This is a genomic window from Amycolatopsis alkalitolerans, assembly GCF_006152065.1.
In the GTDB taxonomy this organism is placed as follows: domain Bacteria; phylum Actinomycetota; class Actinomycetes; order Mycobacteriales; family Pseudonocardiaceae; genus Amycolatopsis_E; species Amycolatopsis_E alkalitolerans.
The window spans coordinates 42,205-57,652 of the sequence record NZ_VDFW01000006.1 but is presented as its reverse complement, the minus strand read 5'-3'; the positions used below and the strand labels follow the sequence as shown (position 1 = coordinate 57,652).

17 protein-coding genes are annotated in these 15,448 nt (G+C 68.3%); 9 read left to right on the top strand and 8 right to left on the bottom strand.

Annotated features, from left to right (window positions below):
* Positions 1-540: 540 nt before the first annotated feature.
* Positions 541-2,130 carry a chromosomal replication initiator protein DnaA gene (dnaA, locus tag FG385_RS09325; RefSeq protein WP_139096240.1) on the bottom strand — a complete coding sequence of 530 codons (1,590 nt, stop codon included), beginning with the start codon at positions 2,128-2,130 and terminating at the stop codon, positions 541-543.
* A gap of 510 nt (positions 2,131-2,640) precedes the next feature.
* Between dnaA and rpmH the strand changes: the two genes are divergently transcribed.
* From rpmH to FG385_RS09285, 8 genes are all read left to right on the top strand, one after another.
* A complete protein-coding gene (gene rpmH, locus FG385_RS09320) occupies positions 2,641-2,784 on the top strand; it encodes a 50S ribosomal protein L34 (protein WP_017985946.1) in 144 nt (47 codons plus the stop codon).
* A gap of 24 nt (positions 2,785-2,808) precedes the next feature.
* Positions 2,809-3,207 carry a ribonuclease P protein component gene (gene rnpA, locus FG385_RS09315; RefSeq protein WP_139096239.1) on the top strand — a complete coding sequence of 133 codons (399 nt, stop codon included), beginning with the start codon at positions 2,809-2,811 and terminating at the stop codon, positions 3,205-3,207.
* Complete coding sequence (yidD, locus tag FG385_RS09310) at positions 3,204-3,521, top strand: membrane protein insertion efficiency factor YidD (RefSeq protein WP_139096238.1); 318 nt, start codon at positions 3,204-3,206, stop codon at positions 3,519-3,521. The genes rnpA and yidD overlap by 4 nt, the downstream gene beginning before the upstream one ends.
* Positions 3,522-3,525: 4 nt before the next feature.
* Positions 3,526-4,614 carry a membrane protein insertase YidC gene (gene yidC / locus FG385_RS09305; RefSeq protein ID WP_139096237.1) on the top strand — a complete coding sequence of 363 codons (1,089 nt, stop codon included), beginning with the start codon at positions 3,526-3,528 and terminating at the stop codon, positions 4,612-4,614.
* A gap of 27 nt (positions 4,615-4,641) precedes the next feature.
* Positions 4,642-5,181, top strand: a complete 540-nt coding sequence (locus FG385_RS09300; protein ID WP_139096236.1) for a Jag family protein — start codon at positions 4,642-4,644, stop codon at positions 5,179-5,181.
* A gap of 152 nt (positions 5,182-5,333) precedes the next feature.
* A complete protein-coding gene (gene rsmG / locus FG385_RS09295) occupies positions 5,334-6,029 on the top strand; it encodes a 16S rRNA (guanine(527)-N(7))-methyltransferase RsmG (protein ID WP_139096235.1) in 696 nt (231 codons plus the stop codon).
* Between the two features lie 75 nt (positions 6,030-6,104).
* A complete protein-coding gene (locus FG385_RS09290; protein ID WP_407645478.1) occupies positions 6,105-7,007 on the top strand; it encodes a ParA family protein in 903 nt (300 codons plus the stop codon).
* The gene (locus tag FG385_RS09285) at positions 7,004-7,999 is read left to right on the top strand and encodes a ParB/RepB/Spo0J family partition protein (protein ID WP_139096233.1); all 996 of its coding nucleotides are present in this window, start codon (positions 7,004-7,006) and stop codon (positions 7,997-7,999) included. The genes FG385_RS09290 and FG385_RS09285 overlap by 4 nt, the downstream gene beginning before the upstream one ends.
* Before the next feature lie 61 nt (positions 8,000-8,060).
* On the opposite strand, the gene FG385_RS09280 is transcribed toward FG385_RS09285, so the two are convergent.
* Together FG385_RS09280 and FG385_RS09275 are read right to left on the bottom strand one after the other, a co-directional pair.
* Positions 8,061-9,008, bottom strand: coding sequence for a D-alanine--D-alanine ligase family protein (locus FG385_RS09280; protein ID WP_139096232.1), 948 nt, complete (start codon positions 9,006-9,008; stop codon positions 8,061-8,063).
* A 35-nt stretch (positions 9,009-9,043) separates the two neighbouring features.
* Entirely contained in the window at positions 9,044-10,357 is a 1,314-nt protein-coding gene (locus FG385_RS09275; protein ID WP_139096231.1) for an aminotransferase-like domain-containing protein, read from the bottom strand.
* A gap of 171 nt (positions 10,358-10,528) precedes the next feature.
* Here FG385_RS09275 and FG385_RS09270 point away from each other — a divergent pair, with 171 nt between their 5' ends.
* Positions 10,529-11,176, top strand: a complete 648-nt coding sequence (locus FG385_RS09270) for a GNAT family N-acetyltransferase (protein WP_139096230.1) — start codon at positions 10,529-10,531, stop codon at positions 11,174-11,176.
* A 62-nt stretch (positions 11,177-11,238) separates the two neighbouring features.
* Here FG385_RS09270 and FG385_RS09265 read toward each other — a convergent pair whose 3' ends face one another.
* The 5 genes from FG385_RS09265 to sigM form a co-directional block, all read right to left on the bottom strand.
* Positions 11,239-12,384, bottom strand: coding sequence for an N-acetylmuramoyl-L-alanine amidase (locus FG385_RS09265; RefSeq protein WP_139096229.1), 1,146 nt, complete (start codon positions 12,382-12,384; stop codon positions 11,239-11,241).
* Between the two features lie 209 nt (positions 12,385-12,593).
* Positions 12,594-12,920 (bottom strand): thioredoxin, encoded by a 327-nt coding sequence (trxA, locus tag FG385_RS09260; protein WP_139096228.1) that lies wholly within the window; start codon positions 12,918-12,920, stop codon positions 12,594-12,596.
* 38 nt (positions 12,921-12,958) lie between these two features.
* Positions 12,959-13,951 (bottom strand): thioredoxin-disulfide reductase, encoded by a 993-nt coding sequence (trxB, locus tag FG385_RS09255; protein ID WP_139096227.1) that lies wholly within the window; start codon positions 13,949-13,951, stop codon positions 12,959-12,961.
* Between the two features lie 96 nt (positions 13,952-14,047).
* Positions 14,048-14,785, bottom strand: a complete 738-nt coding sequence (locus tag FG385_RS09250) for a hypothetical protein (RefSeq protein WP_139096226.1) — start codon at positions 14,783-14,785, stop codon at positions 14,048-14,050.
* Between the two features lie 52 nt (positions 14,786-14,837).
* Complete coding sequence (gene sigM / locus FG385_RS09245) at positions 14,838-15,443, bottom strand: RNA polymerase sigma factor SigM (RefSeq protein WP_139096225.1); 606 nt, start codon at positions 15,441-15,443, stop codon at positions 14,838-14,840.
* Between the last annotated feature and the right edge of the window lie 5 nt (positions 15,444-15,448).

Genomic DNA, 15,448 nt, shown 5'->3' with positions numbered 1-15,448 from the left:
ACCCACGTTAGAACGTGACCCGGCCCGGCGTCATTCGGGGCAGGCGATCGACTTGTCGACGTGGTGGCGCTTGTCCCCAAGTCCACAGCCACCTGTTTTCGCTCTAGAAGATTTTCTTGAGAAGAACAAGGGCAGTAACAGTAATAGGGGCTGTGGGTTGTGTGGACAGCTGGTGTCGTCGCAGGTCGGACGGCGCGGCGGCATGTGGACAGCTGGGGAGCACGCGCGGTGGACAGTTTCGGCGATCCGTGGACAAGTTCGCGCGGCGCTCAACCCGTCCACATCCATCCACAGTTGTCCACATGATCTTCCCCAGTTGTGAGCGCAGTTGTGCCCAGCCACCGCGCACCACCGCGGCACTTGTTTCTTCACCCCTGTGAGCTACCGAGATCTTTTTTCGATGCACTCTCGTTGCCGGCATCACAAGCGGCGAGCGCGCCGCGACCATCCGCGACTGTCCTACTTGAACACTCGGATGTGCTGATCGTGCAACGGATCGCGCACGACGCGAAGGAATAGCGGGCTGCGGTGTGCGCGCGGCTATTGGCGCGCGCGCTGCTTGATCCGGAAGGTCAGTTCCTGCACCTGGTCGTAGATCCGGCGCCGCTCCGCCATTTCCTTGCGGATCTTCTTGTCCGCGTGCATGACCGTCGTATGGTCGCGGCCGCCGAACGTCTGCCCGATCTTCGGTAGCGACATGTCGGTCAGTTCGCGGCACAGGTACATCGCGATCTGGCGCGCGGTGGCGAGCGCCTTGGTCTTTCCGGGACCGCACAGATCGTCGATCGTCACGTCGAAGAACTCGGCGGTCGTCGCCATGATCGTCGCCGCGCTGATTTCCGGCGCCTGCGAATCCGGAATGAGATCGCGCAGCACGATCTCGGCAAGGCCGACGTCGACCGGCTGCTGGTTCAGCGAGGCGAACGCGGTGACGCGGATGAGCGCGCCCTCGAGTTCGCGAATGTTCGCCTCCACCCGGGAGGCGATGAACTCCAGCACCTCGCCCGGCACCGCGAGCCGATCCTGCGCGGCCTTCTTGCGCAGGATCGCGATCCGCGTCTCGAGCTCCGGCGGCTGGATGTCGGTGATCAGTCCCCACTCGAACCGCGTGCGCAGCCGGTCTTCCAGCGTTTCCAGGCGCTTCGGGGGCCGGTCGGAGGAGACGACGATCTGCTTGTTCGCGTTGTGCAGCGTGTTGAAGGTGTGGAAGAACTCCTCCTGAGTCCCTTCCTTGCCTTCCAGGAACTGGATGTCGTCGACGAGCAGGATGTCGATGTCGCGGTAGCGGCGCTGGAAGGCCACCTTCCGGTCGTCGCGCAGCGAGTTGATGAAGTCGTTGGTGAATTCCTCGGTCGACACGTAGCGCACGCGCATCCCGGGGAACAGCCGTTGCGCGTAGTGCCCGACGGCGTGCAGCAGGTGCGTCTTGCCGAGCCCGGACTCGCCCCAGATGAAAAGCGGGTTATACGCGCGGGAAGGCGCTTCGGCGACCGCGAAGGCGGCCGCGTGCGCGAACCGGTTGGAGGCACCGATCACGAAGGTGTCGAAGGTGTACTTCTCGTTCAGGCGCGTCTTCGAGGTCTGCGGTTGCGCGGGCGCCGTGTAGGGCTGGCCGGCGGCCGGTTGCCCGGAGAACATCGGCCAGATTTCGTGCGCGGCGGCGAGCGCGTCGCCCTCTTCGTCGACCTCGTCTTCGCCGTCGTCTTCGGGAGGCGCCGGCTCGGCCCCCGCGCGCGTGCGGTGCAAGGGCGGGAGCATGCCGTCGTCCAGCGGAGGCATCACCGGCGGGAGCGGCGGCGCGTCGGGGGCGCCGTTTTCCGCTCGCGCGGGTGACGGAGCGTACTGGGCCTGGGGCGCCGGGGCGACCTCTGTGCTGTCGACCTTGACCGCGAGTGACACGGGACGGCCGAGACGCCGCGACAGCGCGTGGGTGATCGGCTCGCGCAGCGCGCGCTCGATCGCCTCCTTCGCGAAGTCGCTCGGTGCGGCGAGCAACGCGGTGCCATCGAGCAGGCCGATCGGCCGCGTGACGCGCATCCATGCGCGCTGCTGGGGGGACAGGGTGCCGTCCGACAGTTCACGGACGACCTGCTCCCAGACGACACCCAGGTTCATCTGGTGCTCGGACACCGACTTCGCTCCCCTCCCCTCGTCCACCCCAGACGAAATCACCCTCGCCGGCTACCGGCCCACTCCATCGAGCGGCTTCGGCGGCAACGACGATGACCGCGCGCAGCGGTCATCCACAGAGTTGTCCACAACTGTGCACTAATGTACGGCGACCCGCAGCGACTCCATCTGCGGGTGCAACCTACGCCAGCCAGAGCCTCCACACCTTTTCGTCGGCGGCGCCGAGCCCCACGGACGGGGTGACTCAAGAGGAGACACGCTAACAAGCCTCGCGCTGTCAGACAAGACGCCGTGTGGGAGAAGGATTCCACGCTCTACGCGCCGTCGCCAGTCGATCCTCGACCGTACTGGCGGGGGCCGGTTGCCAGGTCACCGAAGCGAGTGCGTACTCTCGTAAAGTACCCCGCTTGCCGCGGGCGCCTTCGCGTGTCCGCGTTCGCGAGTCCGGGGACACCAGACCTGACGGTGGCTTGGCGCCGCCGGTATGTCGAGACCAGGAGAAGCAGAGTCGTGAGCAAGGGTAAGCGCACCTTCCAGCCGAACAACCGCCGACGCGCCCGCACGCACGGATTCCGGTTGCGCATGCGCACCCGTGCCGGCCGGGCGATCCTTTCGGCCCGTCGTCGCAAGGGCCGCGAGAAGCTGTCCGCCTGATCGCGCCACCGCCAGGCGCATCCCATGCTGCCCGCGGCCGCGCGTCTGCGGCGAAGTGAGGACTTCCGCGAAGTGATGCGCCGCGGGTCCCGTGCGGGGCGGCGGCGTCTGGTCGTTCACGCGTTGCAGGCCCAAGACCCGTCCGCGGCACCGTCGCGGGCGGGTCTTGTGGTGAGCAAGGCTGTCGGCAATTCGGTGGTCCGGCATCGGGTGAGCAGGCGGCTGCGGCATCTGGTCGCGGCTCGTCTCGGAACCGTGCCGCCCGCCACGGCGTTGGTGATACGGGCATTGCCGCCGGCGGCGACGGCGTCCAGCGCGGAACTCGGCGCGGACCTCGACGCGGCGCTCAAGCGGCTGAGCCTCCTGAAGGACCGGCGCCCCGACCGGTCCGGCGACCACGACGACGATGGGCCTGCGGTGTGAACGAGAACACGACCGCGATCGGCGACGAGACCCAGCATGTCAACCGCCCGGGCCCCGTCGCCTGGGTTCTGCTGCTCCCGCTTCGCCTCTATCGCAGATGGATCTCCCCCTTCCTCCCGCCGAGCTGCCGCTTCTACCCGAGCTGCAGCACGTACGCGGTTGAGGCCCTGACCCGCTTCGGCGCCGCTCGCGGTTCGTATCTCGCGGTGCGCCGGTTGCTGCGATGCGGCCCGTGGACGATGCCCGGCCGCGACCCGGTGCCCGAGAAGTTCTCCTGGCGCCACACCAGACCTGGTTTCTCAACCGAGGAGTAGCTCAGTGCTCGACTTCATCTACTACCCCGTGTCCTTCATCCTCTGGTGTTGGCACAAGGTCTTCGGCTTCGTCTTCGGGGACAACAACGCGATCGCCTGGATCCTGGCGATCATGTTCCTGACCTTCACGGTCCGCGGCATCATGTTCAAGCCGTTCGTGAAACAGGTCCGGTCGATGAAGAAGATGCAGGATTTCGCGCCGGAACTGAAGAAGATCCAGAAGAAGTACGCGAACGACAAGCAGCGCCAGGCGCAGGAGATGCAGAAGCTCCAGCGCGAGCACGGTGTCAACCCGCTCGGCAGTTGCCTCCCGATGGTGTTGCAGATCCCCGCGTTCATCGGTCTGAACTGGGTGTTGCGCGCGTTCTCGATCCAGCCGAAGGACGGCAGCCCGAAGACCAACAACTACTTCTTCGATCAGGCCGGGGTGGATTCCTACATCCACGCCAAGCTGTTCGGGGTCAACATCGGTGACGCCATCCACCACGCGTCGGTTCTCGGCGGTACCGGCGGCGGCTGGAACTGGAACGTCGCCCCGGTCGCCATCCCGCTGATGATCCTGGCGAGCATCCTGACCCACCTGACCGCGCGACACTCGGCGCAACGGCAGACGGTCACCGCGCAGGGGAATCCCCAGACCGCGATGATGCAGAAGCTGACGATGTACATCTTCCCGCTCGGTGTGCTCGTCTTCGGTGCGTTCTTCCCGATCGGCCTGCTCGTCTACTGGCTGTCCAACAACGGCTGGACCCTGATGCAGCAGCGTCTGGTCTACACGCGGATCGACAAGGAAGAGGAAGCGAAGAAGGTCGAAGCGAAAGAGAAGCGCGACTCGCTCGCCCCGAAGCCCGGCGCGAAGCCCAAGCCCGGCCAGAAGCCGGCGCAGCAGAGCAAGCCCGCCGCCGAGGAGAGCGAATCGGCAACCGACGACGCTTCGTCGAACGGCAGCAAGCGGAACGCCAAGGCCGGCTCGCCACACCGGTTCGCCCAGCAGCCGCAGCGCCCGAGGGCCGGGCAGGCACAGCAGCGGAAGAAACCGGCATCGGGCGGCAAGAATCCAGGACAGAAAGGCTCGGGGCAGAAGCGTCGCTGACGGCTTCCCCGGGAGAGGAGACGAAAGATGTCTGAGACGGTCGAGGTGATCGAGGCCGAGGGTAGTGCCGAGGCCGAAGAGAGCGGTCCGACCAACGCGGAACTGCTGGTTCGGGAAGGCGACATCGCGGGGGACTATCTCGAACGCCTGCTGGATCTGCTGGACTACGACGGCGATATCGATCTGGATGTCGAAGCGGGTCGCGCGGTGGTGAGCATTGACGGCGGGGACGATCTGGAGAAGCTGGTCGGCAGCCGGGGCCAGGTGCTCGAGGCGCTGCAGGAGTTGACGCGGCTCGCGGTCCAGCAGGAGACCGGTACGCGGAGCCGGCTGATGCTGGACATCGCCGGCTGGCGGGCGGGGCGCCGGGCGGAACTGCGCGAACTCGGCCGCTCCACCGCGGAGTCGGTGGTGGCCTCCGGTGAGAAGGTGCGACTCCAGCCGATGAGCCCGTTCGAGCGGAAGGTCGTGCACGACGCCGTGGCGGCGGTGGAGGGTGTGCGGAGCGAGAGCGAGGGCGAGGAGCCCAAGCGTCGCGTCGTGGTGCTCCCCGACAACGAGGACTGACGAACCAGGATTCGGAAACGGCCCGCCGGGAATACGGCGGGCCGTTTCTTTATGCGCCCCGTTTCACGTGAAACGGGTCCGCCTCCCACTCTTGATGTTGGCGTCGGGGACAATTGGCGCCGACGCAGGTTTCACGTGAAACGGGGTGAGGAGTGGCGGACGTCAGACGCGCGGCTGCTGAGGTGTTCGGTGCCGGACTGAGCCGGGCCGAACGGTTCGCTGCGCTACTGGAGCGGCACGGTGTCGAGCGCGGCCTGATCGGTCCCCGTGAGGTCGACCGGCTCTGGGAACGGCACCTGCTCAACTCGGCGGTGATCGGTGAGCGCATCCCGCCGGAGGTCGAGGTGGTCGATGTCGGCTCCGGCGCCGGCCTTCCGGGAATCCCGCTCGCGATCGCGCGGCCGGACCTTCGGATCACGCTCGTGGAGCCGATGGCGCGTCGCGTCGAGTGGCTGACCGAGGTGGTCGACGACCTCGATCTGGATGTGCGCGTCCTTCGGGGGCGAGCCGAGGAGAAGGCGGTGCGGGCGGAGATCGGGACGGTGGATGTCGTGACCGCCCGGGCGGTCGCTCCCCTGGCCCGGCTGGTGGGCTGGTGCCTCCCCCTTCTCCGCGAGGGTGGCATGATGCTTGCAATGAAGGGGGCCAGCGCGCGGGACGAAGTCGCCCGCGACGCGGACGCGGTAACTCGGGCCAGCGGCGGTACGCCGACGGTCTCCGAATGTGGAGCCGGCCTCGTGGAGGTCCCCACCACCGTTGTGATTGTCGAGCGAATCCGCCCGCAGGCGTCGGCGCACGGGAAACGCCGTCGAAACACTGTCGGTGTCCGGTCGAAGCGGGCGGGATGAAAAGATGGCCATGTTCCACGTGAAACCGTGCGGTGTGCGCGGTGGAATGTCGATACCTGAGAGGTGGCTCGGCCGGTGACCCCGCCTGCAGCAGACTGGACTCCGATCGCCGAAGAGGCCGAGCGCGCAGCGCGCGTTCTGCATCCCGAATCGAATATGCTCCCCCGTCCCGACAACCGCCGGGTTCTGACGGTCGCCAACCAGAAGGGCGGGGTCGGCAAGACCACCAGTGCGGTCAACCTCGCCGCCGCGCTCGCGGTGCACGGGCTCAAGACACTGGTGATCGACCTCGACCCGCAGGGCAACGCCAGTACGGCGCTCAACGTGGACCACCGCTCGGGCACCCCCTCCGTGTACGAGGTCCTCCTCGGCGAGGTTCCGCTTGCGGACGCGGCGGCCGTCAGCGAGCAGTCGCCCAACCTTCTGTGCGTGCCCGCGACGATCGACCTCGCCGGTGCCGAGATCGAACTCGTCGAGATGGAGAACCGCGAGTCCCGCCTGAAGGAGGCGCTGTCGGTCGAGGCCATCGACCAGATCGGCGCGGACTACATCTTCATCGACTGCCCGCCCTCGCTCGGCCTGCTTACGGTCAACGCGATGGTCGCGGCGCGCGAGGTGCTCATCCCGATCCAGTGCGAGTACTACGCGCTGGAAGGCCTCGGGCAGTTGCTGAGCAACATCGATCTCGTGCAGAAGCATCTGAATCCCGGCCTGTCCGTGTCCACGATCCTGCTCACGATGTACGACGGCCGGACGAAGCTGGCCGACCAGGTGACCGCCGAGGTTCGCGGCCACTTCGGTGACGTCGTCCTCAAGACGGTCATCCCTCGCAATGTGAAGGTCTCGGAGGCGCCCAGCTACGGCCAGACCGTGCTGGCGTACGACCCGGGCTCGCGCGGCGCGATGAGCTATGTGGACGCCGCGAAGGAGATCGCCGAACGCGGAAGCACCAACGGATCGAGGAGCGGAACGTTATGACGGAGCGCAAAGGAGGGCTCGGCCGCGGCCTCGCGGCGCTGATTCCCACCGGACCGGCGGTCGGCGAGCAACCAGAGGTCCGGCTCGAGCCGCCTTCGCGCAACGGCGACAAGGACTGGTTCGCCGCGAACAACGCGATGGAAGTGACCGGCGGCGAGGTGGCCGGCGCGGTCTATCGCGAGGTCCCCGTCGAGGCGATCAAGCCGAACCCGAAGCAGCCGCGGCAGGTGTTCGACGAGGACGCGCTCGCCGAACTGGAGCACTCGATCCGCGAGTTCGGGCTCATGCAGCCCATCGTCGTCCGGGAACTGCTTGACGGTGAGTACGAGCTCGTCATGGGCGAGCGCCGGTTGCGTGCTTCGCAGCAGGCCGAGCTCGAGAAGATCCCAGCCATCGTCCGCCAGACCGCCGACGAAGCCATGCTGCGGGACGCGCTCCTGGAGAACATCCACCGCGTCCAGCTGAACCCGCTCGAAGAGGCGGCCGCGTACCAGCAGCTGCTCGACGAGTTCGAGGTGACGCACGAGGAGCTGGCCGGCCGGATCGGCCGCAGCCGCCCCGTCATCACGAACACCATCCGCCTGCTGAAGCTCCCCCTCCCCGTGCAGCGCCGGGTCGCCGCTGGGGTGCTCTCGGCCGGGCACGCACGCGCACTGCTTTCCCTGGAGGAAGCCGAGTCGCAGGAGGAGCTCGCGACGCGCATCGTCGCCGAGGGCCTGTCCGTCCGCGCGACCGAGGAAGCGGTGACGCTGAAGAAGAGCGAGGCGCCGGCCAAGCCGAAACCGCAGCCGCGCAAGGCGATGCAGGCTCCCGGTTTGCAGGACTTGGCGACCCGCCTCTCCGACACGTTCGACACCCGGGTCAAGGTCGACCTCGGTCGCCGGAAGGGCCGGATCGTCGTGGAGTTCGGCTCGGTCGACGATCTGGAGCGGATCGTGGCCCTGATGGCGCCGGATGCGACAATTCGGACACCTGATTCCAATGAGGAATGACACCAGGTCATTTCGTCACGGTGATGAATAGCCGGAGGCCCCTTCGCGACCGGCGAGGGGGTCAGGCGCGGTCGATGGCGCGGGTGACGAGGTCGGCGAAGACCTCGCCGAGGCTCGTCCCGGCCGATTCCATCGCCATCGGCACAGTCGAGGTCTCTGTGAGCCCGGGCGACGAGTTCACTTCGAGGAACTGCACCGTGCCGTCGCGCGCGACGATCGCGTCGGTCCGTGAGATGTCGCGCATGCCGAGCAGCCGGTGCGCGGCGACGGCGAGTTCGCCGACCGCCTTGGCCGGTTCTTCGGTCAGGCGGGCCGGCGAGAAGAAGTCGGTCAGCCCGGCGGTGTAGCGGGCGGTGTAGTTGTAGACCCCGCTCTCCGGCACGATCTCGACAGCCGGCAGCGCCTGCGGGCCGCCGTCACGCTCGACGACCCCGATCGCGATCTCAGTCCCGTCGATGAGCCGCTCGGCCAGGACCGTGTCGCCGTACGCGAAGCAGCCGACCATCGCGGCAGGCAACTCCGACGCGTCCCTGACCACCTGCGTGCCCAGCGCGGAGCCGCTCTGGTCCGGCTTGAGGATCAGCGGCAGGCCGAGATGTTCGACGATCGCGTCCAGCACTTCCTGCGCACCCAGTTCCCGGAAGGTGCTGTTGGGCAGCGCGACCCAGGCCGGGGTCGAGAACCCGGCGTCGGCGATCAGTGCCTTCGCGGTCGGCTTGTCCCACGCGCGCCGGCAGCCCTGCGAACTCGTGCCGACATACGGCACCTTCAGCATCTCCAGGATGGTCTGGACCGAGCCGTTCTCCCCCTCGCCGCCGTGCAACGCGATCACCGCCGCGTCGGGACGTTCGGTGCGGAGGCGGTTCAGCAGACCCGCGTCGGTGTCCCACTCCTCGACGGTCAGTCCCTGCGCGCGCAGGGCGGCGGACAGCCGCCTGCCGGAACGCAGGGAGACGTCTCGCTCGTGCGAGAGCCCGCCTGCTAGAACTGCGACGGTGGGCATCACCACGCCGTACTCCCCTGAATGTCTATTGTGGACAGCGATCAGGCCGTGTCCGGGGCCGGATTCTCCGGCCCGGAAATCGGCTTCATGCTGACGTTACCGAACGTGCGGACCAGGTCCATTTCGGACTCGAGCACCGCGGCGAGCCGCCGCACGCCCTCGCGGATCCGCTCCGGCGTCGGGTAGCAGTAGGACAACCGCATCTGCCTGCTGCCGAACCCGTCGGCGTAGAAGCCCGTCCCCGACGCGTAGGCGACGCGGGCGGTGACCGCGCGCGGCAACATGGCTTTGGTGTCGACGCCCTCCGGCACGGTCACCCAGACGTAGAACCCGCCCTCGGGTCTGGTCCAGCCGCAGCCGGCCGGCATGTGCTGGTCGAGCGCGCCGAGGATCGCGTCGCGGCGCTCGCGGTAGTTCTCGCGGAAGGTCTTGATCTGGCCCTTCCAGTCGTGGGTGGCCAGGTAACGCGAAACGATCATCTGGTTCAGCGTCGGCGGGCACAGCGTCGCGGACTCGGCCGCGAGCACCAGCTTCTCGCGCACCGCGTGCGGCGCGAGCACCCAGCCGACGCGCAGCCCCGAGGCGAACGTCTTGGAGAACGAGCCCAGGTAGACCACGTTGTCCGGATCGAGCGAGCGCAGCGCCGGGTACGTCTGCCCGTCGAAGCCGAGCAGGCCGTACGGGTTGTCCTCGACCACCAGAACGCCATGCGCCCGGCAGATCTCGAGGATCTCCGCCCGCCGCTCGACCGCGAGCGTCACACCGGCCGGGTTGTGGAAGTTCGGGATCGTGTAGAGGAACTTGACGCGCTTGCCGGCTTTCCCGGCCTGGGCGAGCGCTTCGCGCAGGGCTTCCGGCACCAGCCCGTCGTCGTCCATGGCGACGTGCACGACCTGCGCCTGGTACGCCGCGAACGACCCGAGCGCCCCGACGTACGACGGTCCCTCCGCGAGCACGATGTCGCCCGGGTCGCAGAAGAGGCGGGTGACCATGTCGAGGCCCATCTGGGAGCCGACGGTCACCACGACGTCGTCAGGATGGGCGGAGACCCCCTCCAGAGCCATGATCTCGCAGATCTGCTCGCGCAGTACCGGGATGCCGTGCGCGGAGCCGTACTGGAGCGCTACGAGCCCGTCTTCGGCGATCAACTCGCCGATCTGGGCGGAGAGGCTGTCCAGCGGGAGCGCGGCGAGGTTCGGCATCCCGCCCGCCAGCGAAACCACCTCGGGCCTGCTCGCCACCGCGAACAACGCTCGGATCTCCGACGCCGTCATCCCGGCGGTCCGGGCGGCGTACCGGTCCAGGTGCGGGTCGAGGTTGTGTCGGCCGGATCTGTCGGGCGTGGAGGCAGTCATGGCACTTCGCAAGCGAGTCGGCGGTCAGTTCGTCGAGTGTAACCACCCGTCCTTGTGACTTTCGCGGCCTTTCGGCCTGTGTCACATCCGCTTATGCTGCAGGGGCGGTCGAAACCTTGTGGCGGTTCAGCACGCCCGTCGGCCGGTCGTGAACGTCATCTGGGAGGTCTGGTGTCGCGTCGCGTCGTGGGCGTCACGCTGGACAATCTGGACCTGCTGCCCAAGCAGTGCCGCCGGTGCGTGTACTGGGAGGTGGCGCCGCACCTGCGGGCCCAGGCCGAGGAGTACGGCTCGACCGAGGTGGAGAAGGAAGCCTGGGTGTCCAGCGTGCTGCTGGAATGGGGCTCGTGCGGCCGGCTCATCTTCAGTGACAGCCTGCCGGTCGGGTTCGTGCTGTACGCACCGCCGAGCGCCGTGCCCAGGGCCAGCGCGTTCCCGACCTCCCCGCCCAGCGCCGACGCCGTGCTGCTGACCGGGTTCCACGTGCTGCCGGAGTTCCGCGGCGGCGGCTTGGGCCGGACGCTGGTCCAGGCGGTGGCAAAGGATCTCACGCGCCGTGGTGTGCGCGCGATCGAAGCGTTCGGCGACGCGAAACCGGATGAGCCGGTGACCGACGCGACGGCGCACGCGTGCGTCATTCCGGCGGACTTCCTCACCGCGGTGGGGTTCAAGACCGTCCGGCCGCACCCGAAGTGGCCGCGGCTGCGCCTGGAACTGCGCTCGGCGATCTCCTGGAAGGAAGACGTCGAGGCCGCCCTCGAGCGCCTGCTCGGCCAGGTGACCGTCCAAACGGCTGAACCGAGCACGCTGCGCGCATAGTTGTCCACAAGTCTGTGGACGAATCTGTCGACTTGTCCACAGCGATGATACCGGCGGGACCGCTACTCCGCTTTCGCGAGCTCGTGGGCCAGCACGTCGGCGAACGTGAACGTGCCGGTCGGTTGGTCGCCCTCGCCCAGCAAGTACAGGCGCTTCACGGCGACGAGGATGCCTTCGGCGACCACATCGCGGAACGCCGGGTCGGACATCCGGGCCCGGTCGTTCGGGTTGCTCAGGTAGCCGATCTCGATCCGGACCGCCGGGCACCGGGTCAGGCGCAGGATCTCCCAGGTCTTCGCATGCGTCCGGCAGTCCAGCAGGCCGGTCCGCGCCGCGAGTTCCCGCTGGATGTAGCCCGCGAGCAACTCGCCCACGGTGGACGTCGTGCCGTACCCGTTGCCGAAGTGGAAGGTCGCGACGCCCTGGGCGTGCGGCGACTGGTTCACATCGCAGTGCAACGACAGGAACAGATCCGCCCCGGCTTCGTTCGCGAACGCCGCCCGATCGGCTTCCGTCGGGCCGGCGTCCGGGCCGCGCGAGATCAGCGCCTCCATGCCGGTGGCCTTCATCCGGCCTTCGAGGCGGCGCGCCAGATCCCAGGCCAGATCCGCTTCACGCACACCGTCGACCACGACGCCGGTGTCCGGACCGCCGTGCCCCGGGTCGATCACGATGCGCTTGCCGCGCAGCCGCGGCCCCGCCTGCCGTACCTGCTCCTGCTCGCGCAGGAACACCGGGCGGCCGCCACGTGCCCGGGGGGACAGTTGGCGCAGCGCGCGCACCGTCGCCGGACCGCAGATGCCGTCGACGGTCAGGCCGTAGTCGCGCTGGAAGTTCCGCAGCGCCTTCTCGGTACGACCGCCGAACAGCCCATCCGGGCGGCCGGCGTCGTACCCCAGTTCGGTGAGCCGGTCCTGCAGGGCGAACACGTCGTCACCGTGCACGGGAGCGGAAATCAGGTACGCGAGCGGGCGGCTGCCCAGGTGATAGGTCGCGCCGCGCAACACCTGGTACGTGGCGGGCCCGACGACGCCGTCGGTGATCAGGCCCCGGCGCTGCTGGAAACCACGGACGGCCCGCTCGACCTCGTGATCGAAGAGCACCTGCCCGTCCCGCTCGCCAATCGTCTTGAGCAGGCCCAGCGACATCAGCATCGACCGGATCTCAGCGACGTCTTCACCGGCGTCACCGCGGCGGAGTACCCGCATGCACTCCTCGCTCTTCCTTGGGCACCGGCGTGGCGAATCCGGTGCGGCACAGACAGTTTCGGGCAGCTGGCCCGGACTCCTATTCTGCCTTGTGGACTCTGCGTGATCACGCAGGGCCGGTGGGTGCGTCAGCCGGCCTTGTCGAAGGCAGCAAGAAACCCGGGGGCCGTCCAGAGAAGACGCGGGCCCCCGGGTTCAGGTTGCCTCGCTCAGGCGAGAACGTCGGAAAGATCCGAGAGCAGCGCGGCCTTCGGCTTCGCCCCGACGATCTGCTTCACCGGCTTGCCACCCTGGAACAGGATCAGCGTCGGGATCGACATCACCTGGTAGTCGCGCGCCGTGCCCGGGTTCTCGTCGATGTCCAGCTTGGCGATCTTGATCTTTTCCTTGTGCTCGGTCGCGATCTCCTCAAGCACGGGCGCGACCATCTTGCACGGCCCGCACCAGGGCGCCCAGAAGTCGACCAGCACCGGGGTCTCGCTGGTCAGCACGTCGTCCGCGAACGAGTTGTCGGTCACCTTCACGGTGTCGGACATGGATCTTCTCCTTACCTGTGGGATATGGAGCCAGCTGGTCAGTTGGCCGGACCGTAGCCGCCGCCGACCAGTTCCGGTGCGGTTTCGGCGTGTTCGGTTTCGGCGTGTTCGGCGAGCCAGCGCTCCGCGTCGATCGCGGCGCTGCAGCCGGAACCCGCGGCGGTGATCGCCTGGCGGTAGGTGCGGTCGACGAGGTCGCCGGAGGCGAACACCCCGGGCAGGTTCGTGTACGAGGTCCGGCCCTTCGTCAGCACGTAGCCGTCCTCGTCGAGCTCGACCTGGCCCTTGACCAGCGCACTGCGCGGGTCGTGGCCGATGGCGACGAAGAAGCCCGTGACATCCAGCGTCGACTCCTCGCCGGACACGGTGTCACGCAGCTTGACCCCCTGCACCTTGCCGTCGCCCAGCACCTCGGCGACCTGCTTGTTCAGCGCCCAGCGGATCTTGTCGTTCGCGCGGGCGCGCGCCAGCATGATCTTCGAGGCGCGGAACTCCTCGCGCCGGTGGATGACGGTCACCGACTTCGCGAACTTCGTGAGGAAGGTCGCCTCCTCCATGGCCGAGTCGCCACCACCGATGACCGCGATGTCCTGGTCGCGGAAGAAGAACCCGTCACAGGTCGCACAGGCCGACACTCCGTGGCCCAACAGCTCCTGCTCGCCGGGCACGTGCAGATAGCGCGCGGCGGCGCCCATCGCGAGCACCACGGCCTTGGCCGCGTAGCGGACGCCGTTCGCGGTCACGTACTTGGTCTCACCGGTCAGCTCGACCTCTTCGACGTCCTCCGCGCGCAGCTCCGCGCCGAAGCGCTCCGCCTGCTTGCGCATCTCGTCCATGAGGTCGGGACCCTGGATCCCGTCTTTGTAGCCCGGGTAGTTCTCCACCTCGGTCGTCGTCATCAGCGCGCCACCGAACTGGGAACCCTCGAACACCAGTGGCTCGAGCTGTGCTCGCGCGGCGTACACCGCCGCCGTGTACCCAGCCGGTCCGGATCCTACGATGATCAGGTTCCGAACGTTTTCCGCTGCCACCCGTGACCTCCACTCGTCGTGACCTGCGTACCAGGCTCAACACGATCGTAAGGTCAGGTGTTCCCGGCGGTGACGCCCGTCGCGCCTGGTGAAAAACTACTTGCCCACGACCTGGTCGAGCAGGGGTTTCGGGCCGCATTCGGGCGAAAGCGCGACGAGGCGGAACTCCGCCAGCTTGCCCGTGGTGAGCAGCACCAGCACGGCGGGCTTGCCGTCGACCGTGCCCGGCCGGACCCCGATCGGCGAAGCCGTCGCCGCGAACCCGGCCTGCTGCAGGCAGGTGCTCAGCCCGTTGGCGTCACCGAGCGGGCCGTAGTCCTTCACGCCGGTGCTCAGCCGCCCGACCGCGGCCTGCGGCTGGTCACTGCGGATGGCCAGCTCGGAGCCGCCCGGCTGGCTGCTCGACGGCGGCTCCGCGACCGGGGTGCCGGTGGTGTTCGAAGAACCGGGCACGACGATGGCGACGGCGGCCACCGCGGCCGCGGCGACGGCCACCACGCCGCTGACCCAGCCGATGCGCTTGTTGCGCCGCCGCCGCGCCGCGGCGAGATCCACCACCGGCGCGAGCCCCCGTGCTTCGGAGGCGAGGGCGGCGTCGATCCGGGCTGCCACGTGCGCGGGCATCGGCGGCGCCGGCGCGGAGGCCAGGCTCGCCAGATCCGCGGTGGTCACTTCGAGCGCTTCGATGACGGCCCGCGCCTCCGGGTCGGCTTGCACGCGCGGCCACAGCTGCGCCGCTTCACGCTCGTCCAGCACGCCCGCGTGCAGGTCGGCAAGCAGATCGACAGACCAGGGCGGGCCGGCGGCCCCGATCCCCCGACTCTCGTCCGTCATCGTCCCTCCCGTGCTTGCCCGCGCTCGGCCCGAAGATTCCCGGCCACGCCGCTCATCGAGCCTCCCCTCGGCGTTTGCTTTCGGAAGTTGGGACGTTCGCAATCGCATCCGGGTTCCGCAGATGTCCGAGAACCTTCGCGAGCTTGGCGCGACCTCGAGCACACCTGCTCTTCACCGTGCCTTCGGCGATCCCGAGGAGCTTGGCGGTCTCGCTCACGGAGTAGCCCTCGACGTCGACCAGCACGATCGGTGCCCGCTGGTCCTCGGGCAACTGGTCGAGCGCGGCCTGGACGACCAGCTTGGTCTCCCGATCGGCCATCGAATCGCGCGGGGTGGCGGGCTCGCCCTGCCCGGTTTCCGGGAGCGGGACCGTGGGGCGCGCCTGCCTTCGGCGCATGCGGTCGAGGCAGGCGTTCACCACGATCCGGTGCAGCCAAGTGGTCACCTGGGATTCGGCGCGGAAGTTGCCGGCGGCCCGGAACGCGGAGATGAAGGCGTCCTGCAGTGCGTCGGCCGCCTCTTCGGGGTCACGCAGCGTGCGCAGCGCGACGGCCCACATCCGGTCCCGATGCCGCCGCACCAGTTCACTGAACGCCGAGCCATCACCAGCGGCATGGGCCGCGATCAGTTCGGCGTCCGTCGGTACGGCTGCGGTCACCCGCG

What these genes read in the sequence shown, in the direction of transcription:
- rnpA (WP_139096239.1), top strand. Translation starts at nt 2,809, where the DNA reads ATGCTGCCCGCGGCCGCGCGTCTGCGGCGAAGTGAGGACTTCCGCGAA.
- FG385_RS09300 (WP_139096236.1), top strand. Translation starts at nt 4,642, where the DNA reads ATGTCTGAGACGGTCGAGGTGATCGAGGCCGAGGGTAGTGCCGAGGCC.
- FG385_RS09285 (WP_139096233.1), top strand. Translation starts at nt 7,004, where the DNA reads ATGACGGAGCGCAAAGGAGGGCTCGGCCGCGGCCTCGCGGCGCTGATT.
- FG385_RS09275 (WP_139096231.1), bottom strand. Translation starts at nt 10,357, where the DNA reads ATGACTGCCTCCACGCCCGACAGATCCGGCCGACACAACCTCGACCCG.
- FG385_RS09265 (WP_139096229.1), bottom strand. Translation starts at nt 12,384, where the DNA reads ATGCGGGTACTCCGCCGCGGTGACGCCGGTGAAGACGTCGCTGAGATC.
- trxA (WP_139096228.1), bottom strand. Translation starts at nt 12,920, where the DNA reads ATGTCCGACACCGTGAAGGTGACCGACAACTCGTTCGCGGACGACGTG.
- FG385_RS09250 (WP_139096226.1), bottom strand. Translation starts at nt 14,785, where the DNA reads ATGACGGACGAGAGTCGGGGGATCGGGGCCGCCGGCCCGCCCTGGTCT.